The sequence below is a fragment of the Noviherbaspirillum sp. genome (assembly GCF_035654295.1).
In the GTDB taxonomy this organism is placed as follows: domain Bacteria; phylum Pseudomonadota; class Gammaproteobacteria; order Burkholderiales; family Burkholderiaceae_D; genus Noviherbaspirillum.
Window position 1 is genome coordinate 1 of sequence record NZ_DASRXF010000208.1, and the last position, 14,133, is coordinate 14,133.

The 14,133-nt window shown below is 63.3% G+C and carries 10 protein-coding genes; 5 read left to right on the top strand and 5 right to left on the bottom strand.

The annotated features are described in order from the left end of the window. Positions 1–75 precede the first annotated feature (75 nt). From VFF99_RS19490 to folD, 4 genes are read right to left on the bottom strand one after another with little or no spacing between them, the layout of a single operon-like run. Complete coding sequence (locus VFF99_RS19490; RefSeq protein ID WP_325020590.1) at positions 76–501, bottom strand: DNA polymerase III subunit chi; 426 nt, start codon at positions 499–501, stop codon at positions 76–78. Positions 502–520: 19 nt separating this feature from the next. Continuing rightward, entirely contained in the window at positions 521–1,144 is a 624-nt protein-coding gene (locus VFF99_RS19495; RefSeq protein WP_325020591.1) for a glutaredoxin family protein, read from the bottom strand. Positions 1,145–1,167: 23 nt separating this feature from the next. Further along, entirely contained in the window at positions 1,168–3,234 is a 2,067-nt protein-coding gene (locus VFF99_RS19500) for a M3 family metallopeptidase (protein ID WP_325020592.1), read from the bottom strand. A 5-nt stretch (positions 3,235–3,239) separates the two neighbouring features. Then, the gene (folD, locus tag VFF99_RS19505; protein ID WP_325020593.1) at positions 3,240–4,085 is read right to left on the bottom strand and encodes a bifunctional methylenetetrahydrofolate dehydrogenase/methenyltetrahydrofolate cyclohydrolase FolD; all 846 of its coding nucleotides are present in this window, start codon (positions 4,083–4,085) and stop codon (positions 3,240–3,242) included. 256 nt (positions 4,086–4,341) lie between these two features. Here folD and aceE point away from each other — a divergent pair, with 256 nt between their 5' ends. From aceE to VFF99_RS19530, 5 genes are all read left to right on the top strand, one after another. Further along, on the top strand, positions 4,342–7,038 hold the full coding sequence (aceE, locus tag VFF99_RS19510; protein ID WP_325020594.1) for a pyruvate dehydrogenase (acetyl-transferring), homodimeric type: 2,697 nt from the start codon (positions 4,342–4,344) through the stop codon (positions 7,036–7,038). 184 nt (positions 7,039–7,222) lie between these two features. Beyond that, positions 7,223–8,821 (top strand): dihydrolipoyllysine-residue acetyltransferase, encoded by a 1,599-nt coding sequence (aceF, locus tag VFF99_RS19515; RefSeq protein WP_325020595.1) that lies wholly within the window; start codon positions 7,223–7,225, stop codon positions 8,819–8,821. 115 nt (positions 8,822–8,936) lie between these two features. Then, positions 8,937–9,506 carry an MFS transporter gene (locus VFF99_RS19520; protein WP_325020596.1) on the top strand — a complete coding sequence of 190 codons (570 nt, stop codon included), beginning with the start codon at positions 8,937–8,939 and terminating at the stop codon, positions 9,504–9,506. Positions 9,507–9,522: 16 nt separating this feature from the next. Then, positions 9,523–11,310, top strand: a complete 1,788-nt coding sequence (gene lpdA, locus VFF99_RS19525; RefSeq protein ID WP_325020597.1) for a dihydrolipoyl dehydrogenase — start codon at positions 9,523–9,525, stop codon at positions 11,308–11,310. A gap of 121 nt (positions 11,311–11,431) precedes the next feature. Further along, positions 11,432–12,739 (top strand): solute carrier family 23 protein, encoded by a 1,308-nt coding sequence (locus VFF99_RS19530; protein WP_325020598.1) that lies wholly within the window; start codon positions 11,432–11,434, stop codon positions 12,737–12,739. Positions 12,740–12,776: 37 nt separating this feature from the next. Here VFF99_RS19530 and VFF99_RS19535 read toward each other — a convergent pair whose 3' ends face one another. Continuing rightward, the gene (locus VFF99_RS19535) at positions 12,777–13,979 is read right to left on the bottom strand and encodes an acetylornithine transaminase (RefSeq protein ID WP_325020599.1); all 1,203 of its coding nucleotides are present in this window, start codon (positions 13,977–13,979) and stop codon (positions 12,777–12,779) included. Positions 13,980–14,133 lie beyond the last annotated feature (154 nt).

Below are 14,133 nucleotides of genomic sequence, written 5' to 3' on the forward strand. Positions count from 1 at the left end.
GCCTGGTTTCTGCCGGAGCCGGGCCGGGAATGATTTCCGTCAGGAGGGGAATGCCGGCGTCCGAGGTGGAGGAGCTCATGCCTTGTCTGCGTCGAAGTGGGTCAATGGATAGCCGCGCTGCTTGTAGAAGCGGAAGCGTTCGCGCCCGGCGGCCTTTTCCGTCTCGTCGGGGGCAATGATTTCGATCATCCGCTCGAAGCGGGCGAAATGCGCCGGCGTCTCGGCGGAAAGGTTGACCAGCACATGGTAATGCGGCAGCTCCGCGTCGCCGCGGTCGGTCAGGATGATCGGCGTCTGCGCCGCGAGCGGGTCGCCGGCCATGACGTGCGGCAGGAATTCGAGTTCGGAGAAAGTCCACAAGGCCTGATCGAGGGCCATCATTTCCTGCCTGTCCCTTGCGAGCAGCACGATCCGGGAATCGGCCGCGCGTGCCTTGCGCGTGAGCCGGCACGCGTACGCGATCTTGTCAGCGACGTTGCTGTGGAAATCGATGCGAGTCATTGAACCAGGGGCGCGGACGTCAGAAGCGGAAACCGGGCGGCGCGTTGCCGATGGCCGGGGGCAGATCCGTTGCCTGCGGGCTGGCGGAAGTCGTCGCGCCATTGGAAGGCTCGCGCTGTTCCGTCACCGCCACCGGCGGTGCTGCCGCTATGGCAGGCGGGCTGCGGTAGCTGCGCGGCAAGCGGCTGCTCTCGGGGTAGCCGGCCGTGGTCAGCACATTGTGCCAGGCGGCGGATTCGAAGGCGCGTTCACGGAACTTGCCGACAACGAGCAGCGGCAGCTGGTCGCCGCCGGCCTGCTTGAACTGCGCGATGTCGTCGCTGGAGTTCACCGTCTTTTCGGTGAACGGAATGCCGCGCTCGGTCAGCAGCTTGCGGCCCTGGTCGCAGGGCGGGCAGTTCCTGGTCGTGTACAGCGTGACCGGGTAGTTGCGCATGGCTTCCGCCACTTCATAGGGAAAGTCGGAAGCGCTCACGCCGCCGATCGTCACCGACTTGGTTTCGACCTTCGACACCGTCGCCGGCGGCGGCGTGTCGCTGTACGTCACCTTGCCGTTCGGCCCGACCCACTTGTAGAGTTGCCCGTGGGCGGCGCCGGCGCACAGCAGCATGAGAATGGAACAGGATTGCAGTACGCGTTTCATAGTTCTCCCTGATGGTCAGGATGTCAGGCTGTCATCCCGTTGTGCCGCAACAACGCATCGATCGTCGGTTCGCGGCCGCGGAAGGCCTTGAACGATTCCAGTGCCGGGCGGGATCCGCCCATTGCAAGCACTTCGCGCTGGAATTTCTGGCCGATTTCCGCGGAAAGCACGTTTCCGCCGGCCGCCGCGGCCTCTTCAAAGGCGCCGTAGGCGTCGGCGGACAGGACTTCAGCCCATTTATAGCTATAGTAACCTGCGGCATATCCGCCTGCGAAGATGTGCCCGAAGGAATTCTGGAACCGGTTGAACGGCGGCGGGATCATCACCGCCACCTTCTGGCGCACCTCGTTGAGCACATCCTGCACCGACTTGCCGCCGTACGGGTCGTAATCGAAGTGCAGGTGCATGTCGAACAACGCGAACTCCACCTGGCGCAGCGTCTGCATGCCGGACTGGAAGTTCTTGGCGGCGATCATCTTGTCGAACAGTTCACGCGGCAGCGGTGCGCCGGTATCGACATGGGCGGTCATGTGCTGCAACACGTCCCATTCCCAGCAAAAGTTTTCCATGAACTGCGAGGGCAGCTCGACGGCATCCCATTCGACGCCCGCAATGCCGGACACGCCGAGCTCGTCGACTTGGGTGAGCATGTGGTGCAGGCCGTGGCCGAACTCGTGGAACAGGGTGATGACTTCATCGTGCGTGAACAGCGCCGGCCTGGCCTTGCCGTCGATGACCGTGGGCTCGGAGAAGTTGCAGGTCAGGTAGGCGACCGGCGTCTGCAGCGACGCGGCATCGCGCCGGCGTCCGCGCGCGTCGTCCATCCAGGCGCCGCCGCGCTTGCCGTGGCGTGCATACAGGTCGAGGTAGAACTGGCCGACCAGCTGGCCGTCCTTTTCGATACGGAAAAACTTCACATCCTTGTGCCAGGTCGGCGCGGTGTCCGGCTTGACCTCGACGGCGAACAGGTTCTGGATGACGCGGAACAGGCCTTCCACCACCTTGTGCTCGGGGAAGTACTGCTTCACTTCCTGTTCGGAGAACGCATAGCGCTGCTGGCGCAGCTTCTCAGAGGCATAGGTGACGTCCCAGGCTTCCAGCGTATCGAGGCCCAGTTCCTTCTTCGCGAACGTGCGCAGCTCCGCCAGGTCGTTCTCGGCGAAGGGGCGTGCGCGGCTGGCGAGGTCTTCGAGGAAGGCGATCACCTGCTGCGGAGTTTCCGCCATCTTCGGCACCAGCGAAACTTCCGCGAAGTTCGGGAAGCCGAGCAGCTTCGCTTCCTCGTCGCGCAGCTTGAGGATCTCGACGATGTTCTGCGTGTTGTCCCATTCCGGCTTCGCGCCCAGTTCGGACGCCTTGGTCGCATTGGCGCGATAAATGGTCTCGCGCAGCTCGCGCTTGTCGGCGTACTGGAGGATCGGGAAGTAGGAGGGGAAGTGCAGGGTGAACTTGAAGCCGGGCTTGCCGTCCTTCTCGGCGGCGCTGCGCGCGGCGTGTTTCACGTCGTCCGGCAGGCCTGCCAGTTCAGCCTCGTCCTCGATGAACAGGCCGTAGTGATTGGTCGCATCGAGAACGTTTTCCGAAAACTTCGTCGACAGCGCCGCCTGCTGTTCCTGGATCTCCGCGAAGCGCGGCTTCTTGTCTTCCGGCAGCTCGGCGCCGCCCAGGCGGAAATCGCGCAGCGCGTTTTCGATGATCTTCTTGCGTGCCGGCGACAGCGCGCCGTACCCGTCGGCCGCCTTGAGCGCCTTGTACTTTTCGAACAGTGCAAGGTTCTGGCCGAGCGCGGTCCAGAACTCGGTGACCTTCGGCAGGTTCTCGTTGTAGGCCGCGCGCAGCTCCGGGGTATCGACCACGGAGTTCAAGTGTCCGACCACGCCCCAGGCACGCCCGAGCCGTTCCGTCGCGTTCTCGAGCGGTTCGACAAAGTTGTCCCAGGCGACTTTGTCCATCGGCGCTTCGAGGCGCGCGACCACCGCCCGGTTTTCATCGAGCAGGGCGGAAATGGCCGGGGCCACGTGCTCCGGTTTGATATCGGCAAAGCGGGGCAGGTCGGAAAAGTCGAGCAGGGGATTCAGGTCGGATGTCATTGGGTTCAGGTTCTTTCTGCGGCCTCGATAGTGTTGACGAGCAGCATCGTAATCGTCATCGGCCCCACGCCACCCGGTACCGGGGTGATGTAGCCCGCGACTTCCTTGGCATTGGCGAAATCCACATCGCCGCACAACTTGCCGTTATCGTCGCGGTTCATGCCGACATCGATCACCACCGCGCCAGGCTTGACCATGTCGGCGGTGACGATATTACGCTTGCCGGTTGCGACCACGAGGATGTCGGCCTGCCGCGTGTGATGGCCGAGGTCCCGGGTCTTCGAATTGCAAATGGTGACGGTTGCGCCGGCCTGCAAGAGCAGCATGGCTTGCGGCTTGCCAACAATGTTCGATGCGCCGACGACCACCGCGGTCGCGCCGCGCACCGGATAGCCGATGGATTCCAGCATCTTCATCACGCCGTAGGGCGTGCAAGGCCGGAACAGCGGCTGGCCGGTCATCAGCAGGCCGGCGTTGCTGACATGGAAGCCGTCCACGTCTTTCTCGGGCGCGATCGCTTCGATCACCTTGTGGGAGTTGATATGCGCCGGCAAGGGAAGTTGCACCAGGATGCCGTGGATTTTCGGGTCCTTGTTCAGCGCGTCGATGCGCGCCAGCAGTGCGTCTTCCGTCAGGTCGGCGTCGTACTTTTCCATCACCGAATGAATGCCGTTGTCCACGCATGCCTTCACCTTGTTGCGGACATAGACTTGCGACGCCGGATTGTCGCCGACCAGGATCACGGCCAGGCCGGGTTGCTTGCCCTTTTCGGTCAGGGCCGCGGCGCGCTTGGCCACGTCGGCGCGCAGTTGCTGGGAGAGGAGGTTACCGTCGATGAGTTGTGCAGGCATGGTTGGTTTGCAGGTGGGGTTGGTACGAATTAAAACGAGATTATAAGTCGGCAGGCATGGACAAGCCGTAAAGCCGCCCCGTCGAATTGCTGCGATGCCGCATGAAATTCCACATTATAAAAAGTGATCTCGTAATTTGAAAAGTTGAAAAAGTGCTGCTAGAATCTTTTCACTCCGCACCATCCCGACGATTTCTTGTCAAAAAAACCCGGCCCGCGATCCCGGCCGGGACATCCTTAACCTAGGAGACACACGAATGTCCGCCCAGCTCGACCAAGTGTTGGCACAAGCCGCCAACGATCCCGATGTCATGGAAACGCAGGAATGGCTCGATGCGCTCGAAGCCGTAATCGATACCGAAGGCCCGGAGCGCGCGCATTACCTGATGGAGCGCATGGTCGACCTGGCCCGCCGCCGCGGCGCACACATCCCGTTTTCCGCCAATACCGCCTACGTCAACACGATTCCCGCCCATCTCGGCGACCACTGCCCGGGCAACCTGGAATATGAAGAGCGCCTGCGCTCCTGGATGCGCTGGAACGCGATGGCAATGGTGGTGAAGGCCAACCGCGCCGACGGCGACCTCGGCGGCCACATTTCCTCGTTCGCCTCGCTGGCCAACATGCTGGGCATCGGCTTCAACCATTTCTGGCATGCCCCGACCGAAGAGCACGGCGGCGACCTGCTCTACATCCAGGGCCACTCGGCGCCCGGCATCTATGCGCGCGCCTTCCTCGAAGGCCGCATCACCGAAGACCAGATGCTCAATTTCCGCCGCGAAGTGGACGGCAAGGGCCTGTCCTCCTATCCGCATCCGAAGCTGATGCCGGACTTCTGGCAATTCCCGACCGTGTCGATGGGCCTCGGCCCGCTGATGGCGATCTACCAGGCGCGCTTCCTGAAGTACCTGCACGCACGCGGCATCGCCAAGACCGATAACCGCAAGGTCTGGGCCTTCTGCGGCGACGGCGAGATGGATGAGCCGGAATCGATGGGCGCCATCGGCATGGCCGGCCGCGAGCAGCTCGACAACCTCGTGATCGTGGTCAACTGCAACCTGCAGCGCCTGGACGGCCCGGTGCGCGGCAACGGCAAGATCATTCAGGAACTGGAAGCCGACTTCCGCGGCGCCGGCTGGAACGTGGTCAAGGTGATCTGGGGCTCGTACTGGGATGAACTGCTGGCGCGCGACAAGGAAGGCATCCTGCAGCGCGTGATGATGGAAACCTGCGACGGCGAATACCAGAACTACAAGGCCAAGGATGGCGCGTATGTGCGCAAGCATTTCTTCGGCAAGCATCCGAAGCTGCTGGAAATGGTGTCCAAGATGTCCGACGACGATATCTGGCGCCTGAACCGCGGCGGCCACGACCCGCACAAGATCTACGCCGCGTTCAAGAACGCGCAGGAACACAAGGGCCAGCCCACCGTGCTGCTGGTGAAGACCATCAAGGGCTTCGGCATGGGCAAGTCGGGCGAGGCGCGCAATACCGCCCACCAGACCAAGAAGCTCGACGATGCGGCCGTGCGCGAAATGCGCGACCGCTTCAACATCCCGATTCCGGACGACAAGCTGCCGGAAATCCCGTTCTTCAAGCCGTCCGACGATGCGCCGGAAATGAAGTACCTGCACGAGCGCCGCAAGGCGTTGGGCGGCTACCTGCCGCAGCGCCGCCAGAAGGCGGACGACACGTTGACCGTGCCTGACATCTCCGCCTTCCAGGCGGTGCTCGACCCGACCACCGAAGGCCGCGAGATTTCGACCACCCAGGCCTACGTCCGCATCATCACCGCACTGCTGCGCGACCAGAGCCTCGGCAAGCGCGTCGTGCCCATCCTGGTCGACGAGGCGCGCACCTTCGGCATGGAAGGCCTGTTCCGCCAGATCGGCATCTTCAACCAGCAAGGCCAGTTGTACGAGCCGGTCGACAAGGACCAGGTGATGTACTACCGCGAAGACAAGGCCGGCCAGATCCTGCAGGAAGGCATCAACGAAGCGGGCGCGATGAGCTCGTGGATCGCCGCGGCAACGTCGTACTCGACGAACAATCGCGTGATGATTCCGTTCTACATCTTCTACTCGATGTTCGGCCTGCAGCGTGTCGGCGACCTCGCCTGGGCGGCGGGCGACATGCGCGCACGCGGCTTCCTGCTCGGCGGCACCGCCGGCCGTACCACGCTGAACGGCGAAGGCCTGCAGCACGAGGATGGTCACAGCCACATCCTGGCGTCGACCATTCCGAACTGCATCCCCTACGACCCGACCTTCGCCCACGAAGTCGCCGTGATCATCCACGACGGCTTGAAGCGCATGGTGGAGAAGCAGGAAGACGTGTTCTACTACATCACCCTGATGAACGAGAACTACGCGCATCCGGGCCTCAGGCCGGGCACCGAGCAAGACCTGCTCAAGGGCATGTACCTGCTGCAGGAAGGCGACAAGAATGCGACCAAGCGCGTGCAGCTGCTGGGCTCCGGCACCATCCTGCGCGAAGCGATCGCAGCCGCCGAGCTGCTCCAGAACGACTGGGGCATCACGGCCGATATCTGGTCCGCGCCTTCCCTGACCCTGCTGGCCCGCGACGGCCAGGACGTGGATCGCTGGAACCTGCTGCACCCGACCGAAGAGCCGCGCCTCGCGCATGTGACCAGGCTGCTGCAAGGCACCACCGGGCCGGTGGTGGCGACCAGCGACTACATGCGCGCCTTTGCCGAGCAGATCCGCGCGTTCATCCCGAAGGGCCGCAACTACAAGGTGCTGGGCACCGACGGTTTCGGCCGCTCCGACAGCCGCGCCAAGCTGCGTGAATTCTTCGAAGTCAACCGCTACTACGTGACGGTGGCGGCGCTCAAGGCACTTGCGGAAGACGGCACGATCGAAGCATCGGTGGTTGCGCAGGCGATCGCCAAATACGGCATCGATCAAAACAAGCCGAATCCGGTGACTGTGTAATCGAGAAAACAAGCCCTTACTGATGGCTGCCTGTCCCCTCCCCCTTGCAGGGGGAGGGTTAGGGTGGGGGTAGTGCGCTTGAACAATCGCAGATGATTGTTCAAGCGCCGCACCCCCATCCCAACCTTCCCCCTGGAAGGGGGAAGGAGCCGGTCGAAGGAAGAAAAAGAAACGGAGCGAAGCTATGAGCTTAACGGAAGTCAAAGTCCCGGATATCGGCGATTTCAAGGAAGTGGAAATCATTGAACTGATGGTCAAGCCTGGCGACACGATTGCGGTCGACCAGTCGCTGATCACGGTGGAATCTGACAAGGCCAGCATGGAGATCCCCTCCAGCCACGCCGGCGTCGTGAAGGAAGTAAAAGTCAAGGTCGGCGACAAGGTGTCGGAAGGCAGCCTGGTGCTGATGCTGGAAGAGGCGGCCGGTGCTGCTGCACCTGCCCCGGCCCCGGCAGCAGCCGCGCCTGCGCCTGCTGCCGCCGCTCCTGCGCCAGCGGCCGGATCCGCGGTGATCGACGTGCTGGTCCCGGACATCGGCGACTTCAAGGAAGTGGAAGTCATCGAACTGATGGTCAAGCCGGGCGACACAGTCAGCGTCGAGCAATCGCTGATCACGGTCGAATCCGACAAGGCCAGCATGGAGATTCCGTCCAGCCATGCCGGCGTGGTCAAGGAAGTGGTCGCCAAGGTCGGCGACAAGGTGTCGAAGGGCTCGCTGGTCCTCAAGCTGGAGACTCAGGGCGGTGCGCCTGCTCCCGCCGTTGCTGCTCCCGCTCCGGCGCCTGCCGCTGCCGCGCCCGCTCCCGCAGCGAAGGCGGCGCCTACCGCTGCACTAGAACCCGCCGCACCGGCGAACGCCAGGGCGCATGCCTCGCCCTCCGTGCGCAAGTTCGCGCGCGAGCTGGGCGTGGACCTCGGCCGCGTCGCCGGTTCCGGTCCCAAAGGACGCATCCTGCACACCGACATCCAGTCCTTCGTGAAATCGGTGATGGCCGGCACCGCCGCTGCGCCCGCAGCCGCGGTATCGAAGGGTGGCGGCGCGGGCCTGGACCTGCTGCCGTGGCCGTCGCTGGACTTCTCCAAGTTTGGCGAGACCGAGCTGCAGCCGCTCTCCCGCATCAAGAAGATCAGCGGCCCCAACCTGCACCGCAACTGGGTGATGATCCCGCACGTCACGCAGTTCGATGAAGCCGACATCACCGACCTGGAAGAATTCCGCAAGGAATCCAACAATGCGCTGGCCAAGTCGGGCGTCAAGCTCACCATGCTCGCGTTCGTGATCAAGGCCAGCGTCTCCGCGCTGAAGAAATTCCCCGCCTTCAATTCCTCGCTCGACGAGAAGGGCGAAAACCTGATCGTCAAGAAGTACTACAACATCGGATTCGCCGCTGACACGCCGCAAGGCCTGGTGGTACCGGTGGTGAAGAACGCGGACAAGAAGAGCCTTTCCGACATCGCCAGGGAAATGGGCGAGCTCTCCGCGCAGGCGCGCGACGGCAAGCTCAAGCCGGCCGACATGCAGGGCGCAACCTTCACGATTTCCTCGCTCGGCGGTATCGGCGGCACGGCCTTCACGCCTATCGTCAATGCGCCGGAAGTGGCGATCCTCGGCTTGTCGAAGTCGTCGATCAAACCGGTGTGGGACGGCAAGCAGTTCCAGCCGCGCCTGATGCTGCCGCTGTCGCTGTCCTACGACCATCGCGTGATCGATGGCGCGATGGGCGCGCGCTTTGCGGCCTACCTGGCGGAAGTGCTGGGCGACATGCGCAAGACGCTGCTGTGATCATTGACGTGCTTCTGCAAAGCGGGAGCCGCCGCCGCGCCAGCGGGAAAATGAGAAAATCCCTCACTTTTCCCGCGGCGCCCGGCGCCGGCATCCCCATTTACGGAGATCAACAATGACTACCTGCGTCGTCGTCAAGAAGAACAACGAAGTCGCCATCGCTTCGGACTCGCTCGTCACCTTCGGCGATACCCGGCTTTCGCATGCGTACGAACTCAACGAGAAGGTCTTTCCCGTCGGCGATTCCTACGTCACGCTGGCCGGCACCGCCGCCCACTTCCCGGTGATGCGCAAGCTGCTGACCGGGCTCGGCGAGGAGTGCAGGCTGGGAACGCGCGATGAAGTGTTCGAGACGTTTTCCAAAGTGCACGAGATACTGAAGGACAAGTATTTCCTGAACACGAAGGAAGACGAGGACGACCCGTACGAGTCATCGCAGATCACGGCGCTGATCGCCAATCCGTGCGGCATCTTCGGCGTGTACTCCTACCGCGAAGTGTTCAGCTTCGAGCGCTTCTGGGGCATCGGCAGCGGACGCAATTTCGCGCTGGGCGCGATGTACGCGGTGTACGACAGCGACCTGTCGGCCAGGGAGATCGCCGAAGTGGGCGTGCGCGCAGGCGAGGAATTCGATAAGAGCACATCGGGACCTTTCCGGATTTTCAGTTTCCCGATGCGAGATTAATAATGGAGCTAAAGCTATGAGCATGATCGAAGTAAAGGTCCCGGACATCGGCGATTTCAAGGAAGTCGAAGTCATTGAAGTGCTGGTCAAGGCGGGCGACACCATCGCCGTCGATCAATCCCTCGTCACCGTCGAGTCCGACAAGGCCAGCATGGAGATTCCGTCCAGCCACGCCGGCGTCGTCAAGGAACTCAAGATCAAGCTCGGCGACAAGGTTTCCGAAGGTTCGCTGCTGCTCCTGCTGGAAGCATCGGCGGGTGCGGCGGCAGGCACGCCTGCGCCGGCACCGGCTCCCGCTGCTGCCGCGCCTGCGCCTGCACCTGCACCTGCACCTGCCGCTGCGGCACCCGCTCCGGTTGCCGCCAGCTACGGCGGCAAGGCCGACATCGAGTGTGACATGCTGGTGCTCGGCGCCGGCCCCGGCGGCTACTCGGCGGCATTCCGTTCCGCCGACCTCGGCATGAATACCGTTCTGGTCGAGAAGTACGCGACGCTGGGCGGCGTCTGCCTGAATGTCGGCTGCATCCCGTCCAAGGCGCTGCTGCACGTGGCCGCCGTGATCGATGAAACGGCCGCGATGGCCGCGCACGGCATCAGCTTCGGCAAGCCGGAAATCGACATCGACAAGCTGCGTGCCTACAAGGACAAGGTGATCAAGAAGATGACCACCGGCCTGTCCGGCATGGCCAAGGCGCGCAAGGTGAACGTGGTGCAGGGCGTGGGCCAGTTCCTCAGCCCTAACCATCTGGAAGTGACCGCCGCCGACGGCGCCAAGAAGACGGTGCAGTTCAAGCAGGCCATCATCGCCGCCGGCTCGGCCGTGGTGAAACTGCCCTTCGTGCCGGAAGATCCGCGCATCGTCGACTCCACCGGCGCGCTGGAACTGCGCCAGGTGCCGAAGAAGATGCTGGTCATCGGCGGCGGCATCATCGGTCTGGAAATGGCGACGGTGTATTCCACGCTCGGCGCGCGCATCGACGTGGTCGAAATGCTGGACGGCCTGATGCAGGGCGCGGACCGCGACCTCGTCAAGGTCTGGCAGAAGTTCAATGAAAAGCGCTTCGACAAGGTCATGACCAAGACCAAGACGGTTGCGGTCGAGGCGCTCACCGAAGGCATCAAGGTGAGCTTCGAAAGCGCCGACCCGTCGGTTGCCGCGCCCGAGCCGCAGCTGTACGACATGGTGCTGGTGGCCGTCGGCCGCAGCCCGAACGGCAAGAAGATTGCCGCCGACAAGGCCGGCGTGGCCGTGACCGACCGCGGCTTCATCAATGTCGATGCGCAGATGCGCACCAACGTCCCGCACATCTTCGCCATCGGCGACATCATCGGCCAGCCGATGCTGGCGCACAAGGCGGTGCACGAAGCGCACGTCGCGGCGGAAGCCGCCGCCGGCCAGAAGTCCTTCTTCGACGCGCGCGTGATCCCGTCGGTGGCCTACACCGATCCGGAAGTGGCCTGGGTCGGCGTGACCGAGGATGAAGCCAAGGCCAAGGGCATCAAGGTCGAAAAAGGCCTGTTCCCGTGGGCGGCAAGCGGCCGCGCAACCGCGAACGGACGCGACGAAGGCTTCACCAAGCTGCTGTTCGATGCCGAGACGCACCGCATCGTCGGCGGCGGCATCGTCGGCACCCATGCCGGCGACATGATCAGCGAGATCGCGCTGGCGATCGAAATGGGCGCGGATGAGGTCGATATCGGCAAGACCATTCACCCCCACCCGACGCTGGGCGAGTCGATCGGCATGGCGGCTGAAGCCTTCGAGGGTGTCTGCACCGACCTGCCGCCGGCGCGGAAGAAGTAAGGTTCGCATCGCGAGCAATGCAATGCAGGGCGCCAGCCGGGAGGCTGGCGCTTTTTTTTATTGTGCGAACCCGGCTGTCTGAATACACTTGCCGGTTGTAAATATTCTTTGGAGAACCTTGATGGCAAACACGTATTTTCCTCGGTGGAAGCTACGCGAAAGCACCAACGACGGCCAGGGCGCCGTGATCGGTACGGAGGAGCGGCTGCCGTGGCCGCAAACCATCGCCATGGGCCTGCAGCACGTCGTCGCGATGTTCGGCGCAACCGTGCTGGCGCCGCTGCTGATGGGTTTCGACCCCAACCTCGCGATTTTCATGTCGGGCATCGGCACGCTGCTGTTCTTCGTGTTCGTCGGCGGACGCGTGCCCAGCTATCTCGGTTCGAGCTTCGCCTTCATCGGCCTGGTGATCATGGTGTCCGGCTACGGCGGGCAGGGGCCGAACATGAACATGGGCACCGCGCTCGGCGGCATCATCGCCTGCGGCGTGGTGTATGCGCTGATCGGCCTGCTGGTGATGGCCTCCGGCACCGCCTGGATCGAAAAACTGATGCCGCCCGTCGTCACCGGCGCGGTGGTCGCGGTGATCGGCCTGAACCTGGCGCCGATCGCGGTCAAGGGTGTCTCCGGCAACAACTTCGATGCCTGGATGGCGCTGGTGACCGTGTTCTGCGTCGGCGGCGTGGCGGTGTTCACCCGCGGCATGGCGCAGCGCCTGCTGATCCTGATCGGCCTGCTGCTGGCCTATGCGGTCTACTTCCTGCTGACCAACGTCGGCGGGCTGGGCAAGCCAATCGACTTCAGCATCGTCGCCAATGCGGCCTGGTTCGGCGTGCCGAAATTCGTCGCGCCGGTGTTCGAGGCGAACGCGATGGCATTGCTGGCCCCGGTGGCGGTCATTCTCGTGGCGGAAAACCTGGGCCACATCAAGGCGGTCAGCGCCATGACCGGCCAGAACCTCGACCGCTACATGGGCAGGGCATTCGTCGGCGACGGCGTGGCGACCATCCTGTCGGGCAGCGTGGGCGGCACCGGCGTGACGACCTATGCGGAAAACATCGGCGTCATGGCCGCGACGAAGATCTATTCGACGCTGATTTTTGTCATCGCTGCCGTGATCGCGCTGGTGCTCGGCTTTTCGCCGAAGTTCGGTGCCATCATCCAGACCATTCCGGGCGCAGTCCTGGGCGGCGTGTCGATCGTGGTCTTCGGCCTGATCACCGTGGCCGGTGCGCGCATCTGGGTGGAAAACAAGGTGGATTTTTCGAACAACCGCAACCTGATCGTCGCGGCGGTCACGCTGGTGCTCGGCGCGGGCGACTTCACGCTGAAGCTGGGCCAGTTCGCGCTCGGTGGCATTGGTGCCGCCACCTTCGGCGCCATCATCCTCTATGCGATCCTGTCGCTGAACAAGGGCAGCGAGCAGTAAAGCAGCCGTAAGCGAAGGCGGGGCAGCCCGCCTTCGCTCAATGACCAAGCCTGGTCAACACATCCGACAGCATCGCGACCATCTGGTCGATCTCATCGTTGCTCACATTTAGCGCCGGCATGAAACGCAGCAGGTCCGGCCGCGGCGCGTTCAGCAGCAAACCGACCGGCTCCATGTCCCGCGCGGTTTCCACGATCTTCGGGCCGATATCCTTCCCCAGCTTCAGCGCGCGCAGCAAGCCTTCGCCGCGTTCGCCTTCCAGGCCGTGCTTGTCGCACAGCTTGTTCAGCGCGGCACGCATGTAGTCGCCCTTGTCTTTCACCGATTGCAGGAATCCGGGTTTGAGCAGTTCGGTGAGCACGGCGATGCCGGCGGCGGTCATGACCGGGTTGCCGTTGTAGGTGCCGCCTTGCTCGCCCGGCTCGAAGCATGCCACCTCTTCGCTCGCCAGCAACGCGGAGAGCGGGACGCCGCCGCCGATGCCCTTGCCCAGCGTCATGATGTCCGGCTCGATGCCGGAGAGCTGGTAGGCGAACAGCGTGCCGGTGCGGCCCATTCCGGCCTGCACTTCGTCCACGATCAGCAGCAAATTGCGCTGCTTGGTCAGTGCGCGCAGGGCTTGCATGAATTCGCGCGAGGCCGGGATGACGCCGCTCTCGCCCTGTACCGGCTCCAGCATCACGGCCACCGTCTTGTCGGTGATCAGCTTTTCCACGCTGGCGATATCGTTCAGTTCCGCCTTGTGGAAGCCCGGCACCTGCGGCGCGAACATCGTATCCCAGCCCGCCTTGCCGCTGGCCGACATGGTGGCCAGCGTGCGGCCGTGGAAGCCGTGGTTGAAGGTGATGATCTCGTAGCGGTTTTCGCCGGCAGCATTCTTGTTCAGCTTGCCCCACTTGCGCGCCAGCTTGATCGCGCCTTCATTGGCTTCCGCGCCGCTGTTGGCGAAGAACACGCGGTCGAAGCAGGAGTTCGCGGTCAGCATCGTCGCCAACGCAATGGAGGGTTCGTTGTAGAAGGCGGGCGAAGGGTTGATCAGCTTGCCGACCTGCGCGCTCACGGCGTCGACGATGCACTGCGGCGAATGGCCGAGGCAGTTGACGGCCCAGCCCTGCAGGTAGTCGAGGTAGCGCTTGCCCTTGTGATCGGTCAGCCACATGCCGCGGCCTTCGGTGAACACGAGGGAAGGCCGGTTGGTGATCTGCATGAGGGCGTTGACGTCGTACTGGCTGAATTCCATTTCGGGCTCCTGGACAATAACTTCAAAGATCAAAAAAAAAGCCACAGGGCAGGCCTGTGGCTTTGTGAGCATCAAACGCTTACACGCACGGCTTCCCGGGCTGGGGCAGCTGGGTACGGCGTCGCAAGAGTTTGGCTGTTGTGTTCATACCAAG

Bases quoted from the DNA above. Each gene is read 5' to 3' on its own strand.
- VFF99_RS19495 (WP_325020591.1), bottom strand. From the start codon at position 1,144: ATGAAACGCGTACTGCAATCCTGTTCCATTCTCATGCTGCTGTGCGCC.
- VFF99_RS19530 (WP_325020598.1), top strand. From the start codon at position 11,432: ATGGCAAACACGTATTTTCCTCGGTGGAAGCTACGCGAAAGCACCAAC.
- VFF99_RS19500 (WP_325020592.1), bottom strand. From the start codon at position 3,234: ATGACATCCGACCTGAATCCCCTGCTCGACTTTTCCGACCTGCCCCGC.
- folD (WP_325020593.1), bottom strand. From the start codon at position 4,085: ATGCCTGCACAACTCATCGACGGTAACCTCCTCTCCCAGCAACTGCGC.
- aceF (WP_325020595.1), top strand. From the start codon at position 7,223: ATGAGCTTAACGGAAGTCAAAGTCCCGGATATCGGCGATTTCAAGGAA.
- lpdA (WP_325020597.1), top strand. From the start codon at position 9,523: ATGAGCATGATCGAAGTAAAGGTCCCGGACATCGGCGATTTCAAGGAA.
- VFF99_RS19520 (WP_325020596.1), top strand. From the start codon at position 8,937: ATGACTACCTGCGTCGTCGTCAAGAAGAACAACGAAGTCGCCATCGCT.
- aceE (WP_325020594.1), top strand. From the start codon at position 4,342: ATGTCCGCCCAGCTCGACCAAGTGTTGGCACAAGCCGCCAACGATCCC.
- VFF99_RS19535 (WP_325020599.1), bottom strand. From the start codon at position 13,979: ATGGAATTCAGCCAGTACGACGTCAACGCCCTCATGCAGATCACCAAC.
- VFF99_RS19490 (WP_325020590.1), bottom strand. From the start codon at position 501: ATGACTCGCATCGATTTCCACAGCAACGTCGCTGACAAGATCGCGTAC.